The following is a 13,094-nucleotide window of genomic DNA, read 5'->3' on the forward strand; positions in this document are numbered from 1 at the left end:
GCCATTCCATTCAGTCTGCATCGCCAACACGGAATCAATACTAGCAGCTCTTTTCAATAACGAAATACGTAACCTCACGAATACCGCTTTTTCAACCGCAGTCAGGGTCTAATAAATTTTGACGAGCCAAATTGGTGCGCTTGGCTAGCATCTGAACTAAAGCGCACCGTTCTGACATGCTGTTGAAATGTGTTGGTAACAGCCTATCTCGATTGCATGTGTCGATAATGGCTTTTTATGTGCCCATCCAAGCTTATATGGGTAGCCTCTAAAAATCCCTTTTCCTACGTAACCGCATGGCATAAATGAGAGGGTGAGGGATGAACATATTTCATATTTAATTCCCTCATCCCAACCTTCTCCCGGGGGGAGAAGGAGATTTTTTAATTTTTAAAGGTTCCCTATAGCTATGTGCGACCAATGAGTAAATTCGTCAGGTTTGGCGAGTGTGGTGTTGTTGATGCGTGCATCAAGCTAACTGTTCCAGCCTGGCCAAGTGTGTCGAATTTTAAGCGGATGATATTGGAGGCTAGGTACAGCCTAAAACATAATGGCTTGATAACCAAGCCATTTTTTTATTTTAATTAAATCTTAATGGTGTACCGAAGCCTGCTTTCTGGTCTGATCTGGACGATTTGGGAGTATTCACAGAGGGCTAGGAGGCACGCTACAGGCCTTGATTGGCAACGCCGGAGGCATTGTCGGTACCGATGAAGCGTCTGGGGGTACCGCCAGGAGCGTTGTTGGCACCGCTGAGCCTTCTGTGGGTACCTCCAGGTGTTTTGTGGGTGCCGATGAACTTTCTATGGTTGCCGCCCATTGGTTTGTCGGCAACCATGAGCTAGTCATGAGTGCGGACGCGACATTTAGCCGCACCAGCAAAGGCTTGTAGAGCTTCTTATAATGTATATAGAATTAATTAAGCCGTTAGAGTTTCGCCGTCGATTTTGGTTAGCTCTACGGTGAAGTCTGCCGCGCCGATGTCTGTGCGGTATTGCGTTTTTTAAGCGTCTAAAAATCCCGTTTCCTCCCGCTCCCACTGGGCATAACGGCGCGGGCTAGGGTGAGAAGGCAATAAACTAGTGCTTTAATACCCTCACCCTAACCTTCTCCTTTATCCCCCGCGGGTACTGGGGGAGAAGGGGCTATTTCGGTTTTTTACGACATCCCCCTAGAGTGAGAAGGCGGTTTCTTAATTTTTTGAGGTATCCCTCTGATAACAATATGGAGAATTCAAAATGGCTAAATCCGATTATTTTCCGCACCCTGATAGCGATTTATTGATTTGGCATGATCGTTTTAAGGTCAATCTCGCCGCGCGTCAGGCGGAATTTGGTTTATCCGCCGAGGATATTGCTAGTGTCGATAGCGATAATCAGGAGTTACATACCAAGATCAGCGAAGTAAATGCCGCTTCTGCGGCAGCAAGGCATGCCACGGCGGCTAAAACTGCCAGTCGCAATAATATCGAAAGCCGAGTGAGAGCCCTAGTCAGACGCATCAAGGCGCATCCGGCTTATTCCGATGCTTTGGGTAATTTGCTCGGCATTATAGGCTCGGAAGATACCACCAAGCTTAACGACGCTAAACCGGTTTTGACCGGTGTAGATCAAACGGGCGGCGTGGTGGTTCTCAATTTTGTTAAATCCAAGAGCGACGGTATCAATATCTATTGTCAGCGCGAGGGGGAGGCGGAGTTTGTGTTTTTAGCCAGGGATACGATACCGCCTTATATCGATAACCGGCCTTTACTGGTTGCCGGCAAGCCGGAACTGCGCCGCTATACAGCGGTTTATATCTTGAAGGACGCCGAGGTTGGTCAATATAGTGATGAGCTGGTGGTTAATTGTGCACCTTGACCGCGCTGGTTTTCTGAACGCTTTAGCTATGGCAGCGCTCCTTAAACTTATAGGAGACTGCTAAAAATTTAAAAATCTCTTATCAGCAGGGCACAAAGGAGAAAGTTGGGATGAGGGGGTTAAAATCATTATTTACCCCCTCACCCTAGCCCTCTCCCATAGGGAGAGGGGATTTTTAGAGGTTCCCTATAGCTATCGGAAGTTCTCGCGTATCTACTGGGCTAAACCATAGGGTTGGTCAATATCGTTAAGTTAAGCCCCCCTATCCTACTGTAGAGGATAGGGGTGAGGAGAATACTTATCCCAGCGTTCTCCTTTATACCCCGGGTGCTGAGGGAGAAGGAGCTGGTTATCCTTAACTTAACGGTATTGCACGCAGGCGGGAATGCGAGCACGCTTGATTGGTATCCCTTTATTTAGTCGAATTGGTCTGCTCTGAATTGACTCCGGAGGCAAATATAGCGATGCTAGGGGTGACAAAATTAAAAACATCACTTTTCAATTAACCGCCCGATGGAGCACGGAATGCAAGCAATCAAGTCAGTAGATATTTTCGGAATACGCTTCCCTATTCTGGATTACGAGCTTACGTTACAACTATTTCAGGAGTGGATCGCCAGCGGCCAAGCCCATCAGGTCTGTATCGCCAATGTGCATACCACCGTGGCCTGTCTCACCGATCATGAGTTGCGCGATATTTCCAACAAAGCCTTATCCACCATGGATGGGCTGCCTTTGGTTTGGTACGCCAAGCTGGTGCATCAAGCGCCGATTAAAACCCGAGTTTGCGGGCCGGACTTGATGTTGAAATGCCTGGATCACGGGCAGCAGTTGGGCTGGCGGCATTTTTTTCTCGGCGGTAAAGACGAGGTCTTGGCGGATTTGGTCGCCAACATCTGCAAGCGTTATCCGCAAGCAGAGCTTGTGGGCTGGCATTCTCCGCCGTTTCGGCCCTTGTCCACAGAAGAAGATCAACAATTGGTCGATTTGATCAACGCCGCCAGGCCGGATTTTCTCTGGGTGGGCTTAGGCGCGCCCAAGCAGGAAAAATGGATTGCGGCGCATCTGGACAGAGTGCATGTGCCGGTGCAATTGGGGGTGGGCGCGGCTTTTGATTTTCACTCCGGACACATCAAGCGGGCGCCGCTGTGGATGCAAAAAAGCGGTTTGGAATGGTGCTATCGGATGGCTAAGGATAGGCGGCTGGTTAAACGTTATTTTTCCACCAACCCGGTGTTTCTACTACGTTTTGCCTGGGATTTTTTGCAGATTAGAGTGTTGAAGCGTTCGGCGGTTGCTTCTTAAAGGTCATCAACCAATGCGCTAAATAACGTCCCAAAAATCCCCCTTACTAAGGGAGAGAGCTAGAGTTAATACCGTTAAGTTAAGCCCCCTCTCCTGCTGGAGAGGGTTGGGGTGAGGAGAATAAATAAGGCAAAGAACTTTATTGATCCCCTCATCCCAGCCTTCTCCTTTATGCCCAGTGGGTACTGAGGGAGAAGGGGCTGCCCGTCTTTAAGTTATGTGCAGTTGTCCAGAAGGATAGGGGACTTAACTATTTATTTTATCACCGATTAGAAATCGATTTCACGTCCCTAGTCGTCACACCTTTATACAACTGGCGCGGGCGGCCGATTTTCAATTCGGGATCGGAGATCATTTCGTCCCATTGCGCGATCCAGCCCACCGAGCGGGCCAAAGCAAAGATGGCGGTGAACATTTCGGTCGGGATGCCTAGAGCGCGGAGGACGATGCCGGAATAGAAATCCACGTTGGGGTAGAGTTTTTTCTCGACGAAGTATGGGTCTTCCAGGGCAATGCGCTCCAGTTCCATCGCCAGTTTGAACAGGCGGTCGTCGTTCAGATTCAATTCGTCCAACACTTCGTGGCAGGTTTGCCGCATCAGTTTGGCGCGCGGGTCGTAGTTTTTGTAAACCCGGTGACCAAAACCCATCAAGCGGAACGGATCGTTTTTATCCTTGGCTCTGGCGACATATTCGCCGATTTTCGACACATCGCCGATTTCTTCCAGCATGTTCAACACCGCCTCGTTGGCGCCGCCGTGTGCCGCGCCCCACAGGCAGGCAATACCGGCCGCGACGCAAGCGTAAGGGTTGGCGCCGCTGGATCCGGCCAGTCGCACGGTGGAGGTAGATGCGTTTTGTTCGTGGTCGGCATGCAGGATCAGGATTCTATCCAACGCTCTGACCAACACCGGATTGGCCAGATAATCTTCGCCAGGGTCGCCGTGCATCATGCGCATAAAGTTTTCCGCATAGCCCAGTTTGCGTTTGGGATAGATAAACGGCATGCCGATGCTGTATTTGTAGCACATTGCCACCATGGTCGGCATTTTTGCGATAAGGCGGATGGCGGAGATGTACCGGTCTTCCTTGCAGTTGATGTCCATTACTTCGTGATAGAACGCCGACAGTGCGCCGACTACACCCACCAATACCGCCATCGGGTGTGCGTCACGGCGGAAGCCGCTGTAAAATTTGATCAGCTGTTCGTGCACCATCACATGCTGGCTAATGGTAGTGACGAAGCCTTTCATTTCCGAGCCGTTGGGCAGGTCGCCGTTCAGCAGCAGATAACAGACTTCCAGAAAATCGCATTTTTCCGCCAGTTGTTCGATGGGATAGCCCCGATACAACAGTACGCCGGCGTCGCCGTCGATGAAGGTGATTTTTGACGTACAGCTGGCGGTGGAGGTAAAGCCGGGGTCGTAAGTAAAATGGCCGGTCTGTGCGTATAAAGACCGAATATCGATGACGGACGGACCCATGGTGCCGGGTGTGACCGGTAATTCGATTACGCGGTCTTGGTCTTCCTGTTTTAACGTCACTTTTTTATCAGTCATGTCAAATTCTCCGGAGAGCTAGCTGTTGAGAAGGGGATGGTTTGTATTCTATTGCAAATAGCGAATAAACACAGCTTTAGATCGGGATTGTTTACAATTTAACGAAAAACGAGGGCCTGATTGATGGATTTCGCGTTGCGCTACCCGGCCTAAGGGACTGGGATGGCAAATTTCGAGGATGGGTAGCGCAATGCGAAACCCGTTGCCTGCGCTGTCACAGTTGAGGGCGCAGGCGTCTTTGCAGACGTCAATGGTCTTGGCTATTCAAGACGTCCCGGAATCGCTAAAATTCTGGGGCAACTCGGTGTTTGCCTCTTCTGATGCTAGGCCCCCCCCCTCAAGGGCGGTTTACAAAACCGTCCGCTCCAACAGCCAATAGGCCCCCATCAAGGCTACCATGGCCGAACAACCTTTCAAGAATTTCTCGGCAAATGCAGGCTTGTTGTTTAGCCACCAGATGATAGGCAACACCACCGATGCCACCGCGATTTGGCCGGTTTCTATGCCTAGGTTAAACGACAGCAAGGGCAATAAGATGCCGGTGTCGCCGCTGGAAATATTCATTTCCCGCAGCACACTGGCAAAGCCAAAGCCATGGATCAAGCCAAAGCCGAAGGTCAGCCATTGCCGGCCCTTGGGGTGGTCGCCGCGCATGATGTTTTCCACTGCCACGTAAATAATGGTCAACGCAATCACCGGTTCGACGAAGCTGCTGGGTAGCTCAATGATGTTCAGCCCTGCACACGCCAAGGTGATGGAATGGGCGATGGTAAAGAAGGTGACGATCTTGATCGCCGGCCAGAAACTATGCGTGACTGCCAGCAAGGCAAACAGGAATAACAGGTGGTCGTAACCGGTGAGGATGTGCTCGATGCCCAGCTTCAAAAAATCGGCAAACGCGGAAAATCGGGAATCGTTTTGCGCCACGGATTGATCGGCAGGAGACAATGCCCATTGCAACTGGTCGTCGGCCCTGCTTAGCATTTTCTCGCTTAGCGTTTTACCGGCGGCGTCGCGCACCGTGACATACTGCTGATGCCCGTCAGGTAGCCAGGCCAATAACTTGGATTGCACCTGTAACTGTTGGTGCGGCACAGATTGAAAAATAAATTCGACATGGGCGTTGTTCTGTTCGTCGTAAACGACAGCCCCCGGCGCCACGGCTTGCACATCAACGCTATCAATATTAACCCGCAACTGCGCAGCCAGCATTTTGGCGATGTCCGGCTTGGCCGCTTCGCGCTCCGCGGCGCTGACTTCCGCATCCAGGTCGCTGTCCATCGGCGCAAAGGCTTCGATGTCTTGCAGGGCAAAGGTCAATTTAGCGATAACTTGGTCGGATTTGACAGTCACATCGATTGAGCTAAGGCCAGGGGCGTGCGCCGCTGCCCAGCCCGATGGCAGCAGCAAACAAACCAGCAGCAGGCATTGCCAGCAGGCAAACAGCCTAAGCATTTTCCATCCGCTCGTCATTAGGGCTGTTCCCCATTACCATTGATTTGCGCGGCTTTTCTACGTTTGTGCAGGTAAACCAAAAATCCCAGCACCAGCAGCACCAAGGCCACCACGCCACCTATTGCCACTAGTGGTAAATCGGCGCCCTGGGGATCGACACCCACTTCCAGCGCAATGCGGAATTTATCATCGTCTTCCATCGCTTCGCCGATCAACAGATACAGCACATAATCGCCGGTTTTATCCACATCGGCTTGCGCTTCTACCGCGCCTTTCGGATAAAGTTTGGACGGGATTTCGGCGACTGTGCGGATTTCGCGCACATCATCCGGCGCTTTCTGGCCGGTTTTTTCCACTTCCACCAATTTAATGCCAATCGGCGTGGCGCGAATATCGCGGTCGATCAAATCGGCGGTGAAAAACATCTTGCCGGCTCTGGGGATTTTCTGACAAAACGGCACAAAAGCAGCTTTAGGATCAGGATTTTTATCGTTTTTATCCGGCTGCAGATAAGCGCTGAAGTGCACCGCGTAAAAATCGTTGGCGATGATGCAATCCAAATCCGGACGATTGCCCAGTGCATTAGATTGTTTGGTACCGAAGCCAAGTTTGTCGCAACCGCTGAGTAAAACCACGCAGGCCACGAGCCCGGCGATAAAAAAGACGGGAAGTCGCTGAATATTCATAGAAATAAACCGATGGAAGAATGCAGACTAGGGTTTGACGGTAAATTCGAATTTACCGGTGACTATGTGAGTGTCCTCGGAAACCACGCGGTAGCGAATAGTGTAGGTGCCCGGCGCCAGTGTTGGCACAGTGGCGTAGATATTGGCACCATTGGTCAGACTTTGCGCGACGTCGTGGTTATCCACCCGCTTGCCGGTGCTGTCGATGACGGCCAGGGCTTTGTATTCGCTGCGGACTGCGTCGTTAAACCACAGGTCGATTTGCTTGGGCGATTCGGTGACGGTCTCGTCCTTGGCGGGTTGCGATTTCACTAGAATCGCGTGCGCAAATACTGAGACCGGGCTGAATAACGCGAGCGCCAACAAGCCGGGTTTTATTATTTTTGTTATGTCTAACTTGGGCATGACCACCTCTTAAAGTATAAAAATCATTGTAAAACCGCCGCCGACCATTGCTTGCCGGTGGGCGTTTGCTCTAACCACATTGCCAACAAGCCCGTCGGCGTGGCGACGATGCGCGGGAAGGTCGCCGAAGCGCCGGCGGATGATAGCAACTTACTTGCCGACCAATGTTCGCCATTATCGACGGATTCCGAGACAAACACTTTAGAGCCTTCCGGCCCCAGTGCATCCCACACCGCGACTAAGCGCCCGGCGCCGAACGCGATGTCCGCATGAAACGCGCCGGCCTCGCCTAAGCGTTGCGGTGGCGCCCAGCTTTTGCCGCCATCGGCGGACTGCATATGATACAGCCCCACCTGATTTTCCGCGCCGGTCCACACCAGGCTATGCAAGGAACCATCGCCGGCCACAGCCAGGCCGCCACCGTTATGCGGACAACCGTCGAAAATCCAGTTGAACTCACCCACGGTGCTCAGCCGTTGCCAGCTGGCGCCGCCATCGGCGCTTTGCGCCAGCGCCATGTCGCGCGGCTTCATATCCCGATACAACGTATTCAATTTACCGTCTGCACCCAGAATCATGCGGTTCCAACAGCACGAGCAACTGGAATCGTCGATAGTCTGTGCCAATTCCCAACTCTTACCGACATCGCTACTGCGCGCATACCGCACCCCCTGATAACCGTTTTCGTCCCTATCATCCAACCAGACAGCATGAAAACGACCTTCCTGATCTGCCAGCAATTCATGATGGGACTGATCCGCATCGCTGCCGGTCGGCTTGACACCTTGCTGCCAAGTTTTGCCGGCGTCATTGGAATAAATCGCAAATAACGGCCCCATGCCCGGCAATTCGCCGGTAGTTTGCCAGACGATTAGCAATTTGTCGCCGGCGGCAGCAATTTGTATATCGTTACCGACTTTCGCCTCTACGGGCTGGTTAAATTGCGGACTCAAAGCGCTGGGCTGCGACCAATGCAATCCGCCGTCTTCGGAATGCAGATAGCCTATATAAGGTTGCTTACTGCCGGTTGGTGTCGCGACGAAGGCGGCATGCACGGTCTGCCTGTCGACATACACATCGAAACTGACCAAATTTTGTAAACCTAGCGTTTTGGCGTCGATAGGACTGAGAACACTTTGATCTAAAGCCAGCTTCGCCGTAACAAGTTTTTGCTCGCCACAACCAAACGACGCCAAGCTGGTGAGCACGGCAACGCTCAAGTATATAGCCTTCAAGTTCGGCATGGGTATGACGCCTCTCTGACAAAAAAGGCGATGATTAGATCATATTGGCGCGCAAATCAGAACCGGGAAACACCCGCAACTTCGAGCAATGCAGGAGTCCAATGGATAGCAGCCGCGTCGATCAAATTTCGGTCCGCCGTTTGAAGGCCAAATCGCCCTATCCCGGCATTGCCGCCAGCCCACTTGGTTTAATGGCTAGCCATTGAAAAACTTAAAAATTGTATGATTGACCGTACCTATTAAAGCAAGTGACAATCCCATCGCCTTGTCGGGGGAAGGTAGCGGGCTGAGATATTTGGCAGACGTTTTTTTGACACAAAATCTTTTAATTTTGCATTGGTATTTAGGGAGATTTACATGAAAAGCATTATGTTGTTACTAGCGTTACTATCGGCAAGTTTAACCAGTATTGGCGTGGCAGCTCACGAACTTAGTTATGCCGTCGTTTTATCCGGGCCAAACGAAGCGCCGCCCAATAGCTCTTTAGGTTTTGGCAGCGGTACAGTCACTTTCGATCTGGACTTGGTCACCATGCGGGTTAATTTTTCTTTCAGTGGGTTGCAGGGCAATACCACAGCCGCTCACATTCATTGCTGCACTTCCGTTGCGGGCGCGGCGACTGCCGGGGTCGCTAGTCAAACGCCAAGCTTTGTTGGATTTCCTTTGGGCGTAACATCCGGCAGTATGGACCAAACATTCGATCTTAGCCTTGCCAGCAGCTATAACGCGACATTCATCACCAATAACGGCGGTACCGTCAGCAGTGCCCTGAATGCGCTACTAGTTGGCGCGGAGGCGGGCAAAGCCTATCTCAACATTCATACTTCGTTATTTCCCGGCGGCGAGATTCGCGGATTTTTGCAACCGGCCGCAGTACCGTTGCCGGCTGCAATTTGGTTATTTGGCAGCGTAGTCGGTGTGTTCTCGTTAAGCCGCTGTCGTAGACAAGTTTAAAAGCAACCGATTAGGCATTAGTTGAAATGTCGGGTTACGCGCTATCGAGCTAACCCGACTTACGAGACCGCAAGATAATCTGCTGGCTCTTCAAAACTGCATTCGTCTTGCTGCAAGCATATTCTTGGGCGTCAGTTGATTCGAATAAATTTGCCTCTATTTCACAGGCGCAGAACCGGCCAAATCCATGTGTAACCGTGCTTGCAAACCACCCAGCTCCGACTTGGCAAAATCAATATCCGCCGCATGTAACGCCACAATCCGCTGCACGATGGACAAACCCAAGCCGCTGCCTTCAACGCTATTGGCGGTTTCCACGCAACGGTAAAAGCGCTGCGTGATGCGCTGATAATCGTCGTCGGCAACACCGGGGCCGCTGTCGTCCACAGTCAGCTGCAAGCGCTTGTTTTCGCGGCGACAAGCTACTTTGATATGCCCTTCAATCGGAGAATATTTAATGGCGTTATCGATCAAGTTGCGTAACAACACTTGAAATAACTGAGGATTGGCGACGATCACTAGAGCCGGCTCTCCTTGCAATTCAATATCGATACGCTTATCGCGGGCGGCGTGATCCAGATCGGAAATCACCTCTATCAAGGCCTGGTTAACATCAACGGACTGCTTGGCAATCCCGGCCTGCTGATGCTGCACTCGCGACAAAGTCAGCAATTGTTGCACCGTATGCGTCATCCGCGATACCGCTTGCTGGGCTTTTTGCAAAGCCTGATCGCGCATCTGTGTATCGGTGGTTTTTTGCGCCACTTGAATTTGCGTCAACAGACCAGCCAAGGGCGTGCGCAGTTCGTGGGAAGCGTCGGAGGTAAAATTGCGCTCGTTGGCAAAAGCCTGTTCCAGCATCGCAAACAAGCTGTTGATTTGCGTGACCACCGGTAATACTTCGTCCGGCAGATTATCCACCGACAGCGGTTGCAGAAAGCCGGCTGCCCGGCTGGCCAATTGCTCCTTGACCTGGTTGACCGGCGACAAGGTGCGGCTGACGATCCACCAGATCATCATGCCCAATATCGGCAATGCGATCAAAAAACCAATCACTTGCTGGCCGGCGATGCCTTCCACCAATTCCCGGCGAATATCGTCGCGCTGACCGACATGAATCACATAATTGCCGTTTTCGGTACTCAGGCTAAATACATGCCAAAGCTGACCATACAGCATGGTTTCGCTGTAGCCGTTTCGCGTCAAGGATAAGGCAAATTCCGGCGCGCTTTCCGAGCGCAACACCAGCCCCTCTTTCACTGAGCGTAATTGAAAGGCAATTTTGCGTTCGTATTTGTGGCCGAGGATGGGCGTGTCGAACAGTTCTGGAGCTTTGTCGCGCTCCCAGAGTTTGGTCAGTGCACGTTGCCGGACCATATTCTCGACAAAGGCGTGTACCACCCGTGCCGATTGAGCTAATTCAGCGTTGAATAGTTCGGTGACTTCGTCGCGGGTTTGTTTGTAACTGAAGTAGGCGGTAACGCCCCAAACCAACAACAGCGAGGTTAGGAGCGACAGCAGCAGCTGCTTTTTCAGGGAGCGTGGCGCCAGACGAAAATGTTTGACCATCAGTTCTCGTCGATGATGTAACCGACCCCGCGGATGGTCCGAATCAGGTTGCTATCCAGTTTTTTACGCAGATGGTGAATATGTACTTCCACCGCATTGCTTTCCACTTCCGAGCCCCAGGCGTAGAGCGACTCTTCCAGACGAGCCCGGGAAATAACCTGGCCGATATGTCCCATTAGGTAACTCAGCACTTCAAATTCTTTTTGCGCCAGATCAACCGGCTTGCCGTTGAAATACACCTGGTGCGCGGCGGGATCGATGGTAACGCCTTTATGTTCGATCACTGGCAGGCTATGACCATCGTGGCGGCGGGCCAATGCGCGTAAGCGCGCGCAAATTTCCGCTAGGTCGAACGGTTTGGTGACAAAGTCGTCGGCGCCATTGTCCAGACCGGCCACCCGTTCGGCGACGCCTTCGCGGGCGGTTAAGACCAAAACCGGGGTGCTGTCCTTGCGCCGGCGCAGGTTCTTCAACACGCTCATTCCGTCCATGCGCGGCAAGTTCAAGTCCAACACCACCAGATCATAGTGGTTCAACTTCAGCGCCTCGTCGGCCTGCGCGCCGTCGATTAACCAATCCACCGCATAACCTTCCAGCGTCAAGCCGGCTTTTAAACCATCACCAAGGATGGCGTCATCTTCTACCAATAATAAGCGCATGATGTTTGTGTACCTATGGGCTGAGTGATTAACTTAGCCTGGATTGTAGCAATGATTTCTCAGTGTTCTGTGAGCGAGTAAGCAACTTAAAAGTTCGCTGGGATTGCAACTAAAACCCAGCGAACGGCAAAAGCCTCATGACGCCGAAAGGCTGCGTTCCAGATTGGCTCGCAAAGCTTCCAGAAAATCCTCGGTCGTTAAATAATGCGAGTCGTTTAAATCATCGCCGTAGATACACAAGGCCAAATCCTTGGTCATTTGCCCGGCCTCGACGGTATCGACACAGACCTTTTCCAAGGTTTCGCAGAAGTTGATCAACTCGGCGTTGCCGTCCAGTTTGCCGCGAAACGCCAAACCGCGCGTCCAGGCAAAAATCGAGGCAATCGGATTGGTCGAGGTCTTCTTACCCTGTTGATGCATGCGGTAATGGCGGGTAACGGTGCCGTGAGCTGCTTCGGCTTCCATGGTTTTGCCATCTGGCGTGACTAAGGTGGAGGTCATCAAACCCAGTGAACCAAAACCTTGGGCCACCGTGTCGGATTGCACATCGCCATCGTAGTTTTTGCAGGCCCAAACGAAGGCGCCGTTCCATTTCAAGGCTGAAGCCACCATGTCGTCGATCAGTTTATGTTCGTAGACAATGCCTTTGGCTTCGTATAAGGCTTTGTATTCCGCTTGGTAGATTTCTTCGAAGATGTCTTTGAAGCGGCCATCGTATTTTTTCAGGATGGTGTTTTTGGTGGAAAGATACAGCGGCCAGCCTCGATCCAAGGCCACATTGAAACAGCTGCGAGCGAAACCAGCGATGGACTCGTCGGTGTTGTACATCGCCAACGCGACGCCGTCGCCTTCGAAATGATAGACCTCAAAGCTTTGCTCCGGGCCGCCGCCGTCCGGCATGAAGCTGATTTTTAGCTTGCCTTTGCCTTTGGTGACGAAATCGGTGGCTCGGTACTGGTCGCCAAACGCATGCCGGCCGATGCAGATCGGCTGGGTCCAATTCGGCACCAAGCGCGGCACGTTTTTGCAAATGATCGGTTCGCGGAACACGGTGCCGTCCAGGATGTTGCGAATGGTGCCGTTCGGTGATTTGTACATTTTTTTCAATCCAAACTCTGCCACCCGCGCTTCGTCCGGGGTGATGGTTGCGCATTTGATGCCAACGCCGTGCTTTTGAATGGCGTGGGCCGCATCGATGGTGACTTGGTCGTCGGTAGCATCGCGCTGCTCGATACCTAAGTCGTAATAATCGATTTGCAGATCTAGGTAAGGCAGAATCAATTTGTCTTTAATGAAATGCCAGATGATGCGGGTCATTTCATCGCCGTCGATCTCCACCACCGGATTTTTGACGGATATTTTCTTCATAACGGCTCCTCACCTATCGCTAAAAGAGGCCT

Annotated in this window: 12 protein-coding genes; 3 read left to right on the forward strand and 9 right to left on the reverse strand. The window is 51.9% G+C overall.

Annotated elements, in window-relative coordinates; all coding sequences use genetic code 11:
• Positions 1-667: 667 nt before the first annotated feature.
• Entirely contained in the window at positions 668-838 is a 171-nt protein-coding gene (locus JL719_RS01495) for a hypothetical protein (protein WP_165385907.1), read from the reverse strand.
• 400 nt (positions 839-1,238) lie between these two features.
• On the opposite strand from JL719_RS01495, the gene JL719_RS01500 reads away from it, so the two are divergent.
• Together JL719_RS01500 and JL719_RS01505 are read left to right on the forward strand one after the other, a co-directional pair.
• A complete protein-coding gene (locus JL719_RS01500) occupies positions 1,239-1,859 on the forward strand; it encodes a hypothetical protein (RefSeq protein ID WP_033158191.1) in 621 nt (206 codons plus the stop codon).
• Positions 1,860-2,384: 525 nt separating this feature from the next.
• Positions 2,385-3,164 (forward strand): WecB/TagA/CpsF family glycosyltransferase, encoded by a 780-nt coding sequence (locus tag JL719_RS01505; protein ID WP_033158190.1) that lies wholly within the window; start codon positions 2,385-2,387, stop codon positions 3,162-3,164.
• A 262-nt stretch (positions 3,165-3,426) separates the two neighbouring features.
• On the opposite strand, the gene gltA is transcribed toward JL719_RS01505, so the two are convergent.
• The 5 genes from gltA to JL719_RS01530 form a co-directional block, all read right to left on the reverse strand.
• Positions 3,427-4,722 (reverse strand): citrate synthase, encoded by a 1,296-nt coding sequence (gene gltA, locus JL719_RS01510; RefSeq protein ID WP_033158189.1) that lies wholly within the window; start codon positions 4,720-4,722, stop codon positions 3,427-3,429.
• A gap of 348 nt (positions 4,723-5,070) precedes the next feature.
• Positions 5,071-6,177, reverse strand: coding sequence for a HupE/UreJ family protein (locus JL719_RS01515; protein ID WP_225892970.1), 1,107 nt, complete (start codon positions 6,175-6,177; stop codon positions 5,071-5,073).
• Between the two features lie 17 nt (positions 6,178-6,194).
• Entirely contained in the window at positions 6,195-6,863 is a 669-nt protein-coding gene (locus JL719_RS01520) for a hypothetical protein (protein WP_033158187.1), read from the reverse strand.
• Between the two features lie 27 nt (positions 6,864-6,890).
• Entirely contained in the window at positions 6,891-7,268 is a 378-nt protein-coding gene (locus tag JL719_RS01525; protein WP_033158186.1) for a copper resistance CopC family protein, read from the reverse strand.
• Positions 7,269-7,291: 23 nt separating this feature from the next.
• Entirely contained in the window at positions 7,292-8,512 is a 1,221-nt protein-coding gene (locus JL719_RS01530; protein WP_033158185.1) for a sialidase family protein, read from the reverse strand.
• Positions 8,513-8,869: 357 nt separating this feature from the next.
• Between JL719_RS01530 and JL719_RS01535 the strand changes: the two genes are divergently transcribed.
• Positions 8,870-9,466, forward strand: a complete 597-nt coding sequence (locus JL719_RS01535; protein ID WP_033158184.1) for a CHRD domain-containing protein — start codon at positions 8,870-8,872, stop codon at positions 9,464-9,466.
• A 156-nt stretch (positions 9,467-9,622) separates the two neighbouring features.
• Here the strand turns inward: JL719_RS01535 and JL719_RS01540 are convergent, their stop codons facing one another.
• From JL719_RS01540 to JL719_RS01550, 3 genes are all read right to left on the reverse strand, one after another.
• Entirely contained in the window at positions 9,623-11,035 is a 1,413-nt protein-coding gene (locus JL719_RS01540; RefSeq protein WP_033158183.1) for an ATP-binding protein, read from the reverse strand.
• A complete protein-coding gene (locus JL719_RS01545) occupies positions 11,035-11,694 on the reverse strand; it encodes a response regulator (RefSeq protein WP_033158182.1) in 660 nt (219 codons plus the stop codon). The genes JL719_RS01540 and JL719_RS01545 overlap by 1 nt, the downstream gene beginning before the upstream one ends.
• A 135-nt stretch (positions 11,695-11,829) precedes the next feature.
• A complete protein-coding gene (locus tag JL719_RS01550) occupies positions 11,830-13,062 on the reverse strand; it encodes an NADP-dependent isocitrate dehydrogenase (protein WP_033158181.1) in 1,233 nt (410 codons plus the stop codon).
• Between the last annotated feature and the right edge of the window lie 32 nt (positions 13,063-13,094).

The sequence above is a fragment of the Methylomonas sp. LW13 genome (assembly GCF_016865255.1).
Classification (GTDB): Bacteria; Pseudomonadota; Gammaproteobacteria; order Methylococcales; family Methylomonadaceae; genus Methylomonas.

Bases quoted from the DNA above. Each gene is read 5' to 3' on its own strand.
- JL719_RS01495 (WP_165385907.1), bottom strand. From the start codon at position 838: ATGGTTGCCGACAAACCAATGGGCGGCAACCATAGAAAGTTCATCGGC.
- JL719_RS01500 (WP_033158191.1), top strand. From the start codon at position 1,239: ATGGCTAAATCCGATTATTTTCCGCACCCTGATAGCGATTTATTGATT.
- JL719_RS01505 (WP_033158190.1), top strand. From the start codon at position 2,385: ATGCAAGCAATCAAGTCAGTAGATATTTTCGGAATACGCTTCCCTATT.
- gltA (WP_033158189.1), bottom strand. From the start codon at position 4,722: ATGACTGATAAAAAAGTGACGTTAAAACAGGAAGACCAAGACCGCGTA.
- JL719_RS01515 (WP_225892970.1), bottom strand. From the start codon at position 6,177: ATGCTTAGGCTGTTTGCCTGCTGGCAATGCCTGCTGCTGGTTTGTTTG.
- JL719_RS01520 (WP_033158187.1), bottom strand. From the start codon at position 6,863: ATGAATATTCAGCGACTTCCCGTCTTTTTTATCGCCGGGCTCGTGGCC.
- JL719_RS01525 (WP_033158186.1), bottom strand. From the start codon at position 7,268: ATGCCCAAGTTAGACATAACAAAAATAATAAAACCCGGCTTGTTGGCG.
- JL719_RS01530 (WP_033158185.1), bottom strand. From the start codon at position 8,512: ATGCCGAACTTGAAGGCTATATACTTGAGCGTTGCCGTGCTCACCAGC.
- JL719_RS01535 (WP_033158184.1), top strand. From the start codon at position 8,870: ATGAAAAGCATTATGTTGTTACTAGCGTTACTATCGGCAAGTTTAACC.
- JL719_RS01540 (WP_033158183.1), bottom strand. From the start codon at position 11,035: ATGGTCAAACATTTTCGTCTGGCGCCACGCTCCCTGAAAAAGCAGCTG.
- JL719_RS01545 (WP_033158182.1), bottom strand. From the start codon at position 11,694: ATGCGCTTATTATTGGTAGAAGATGACGCCATCCTTGGTGATGGTTTA.
- JL719_RS01550 (WP_033158181.1), bottom strand. From the start codon at position 13,062: ATGAAGAAAATATCCGTCAAAAATCCGGTGGTGGAGATCGACGGCGAT.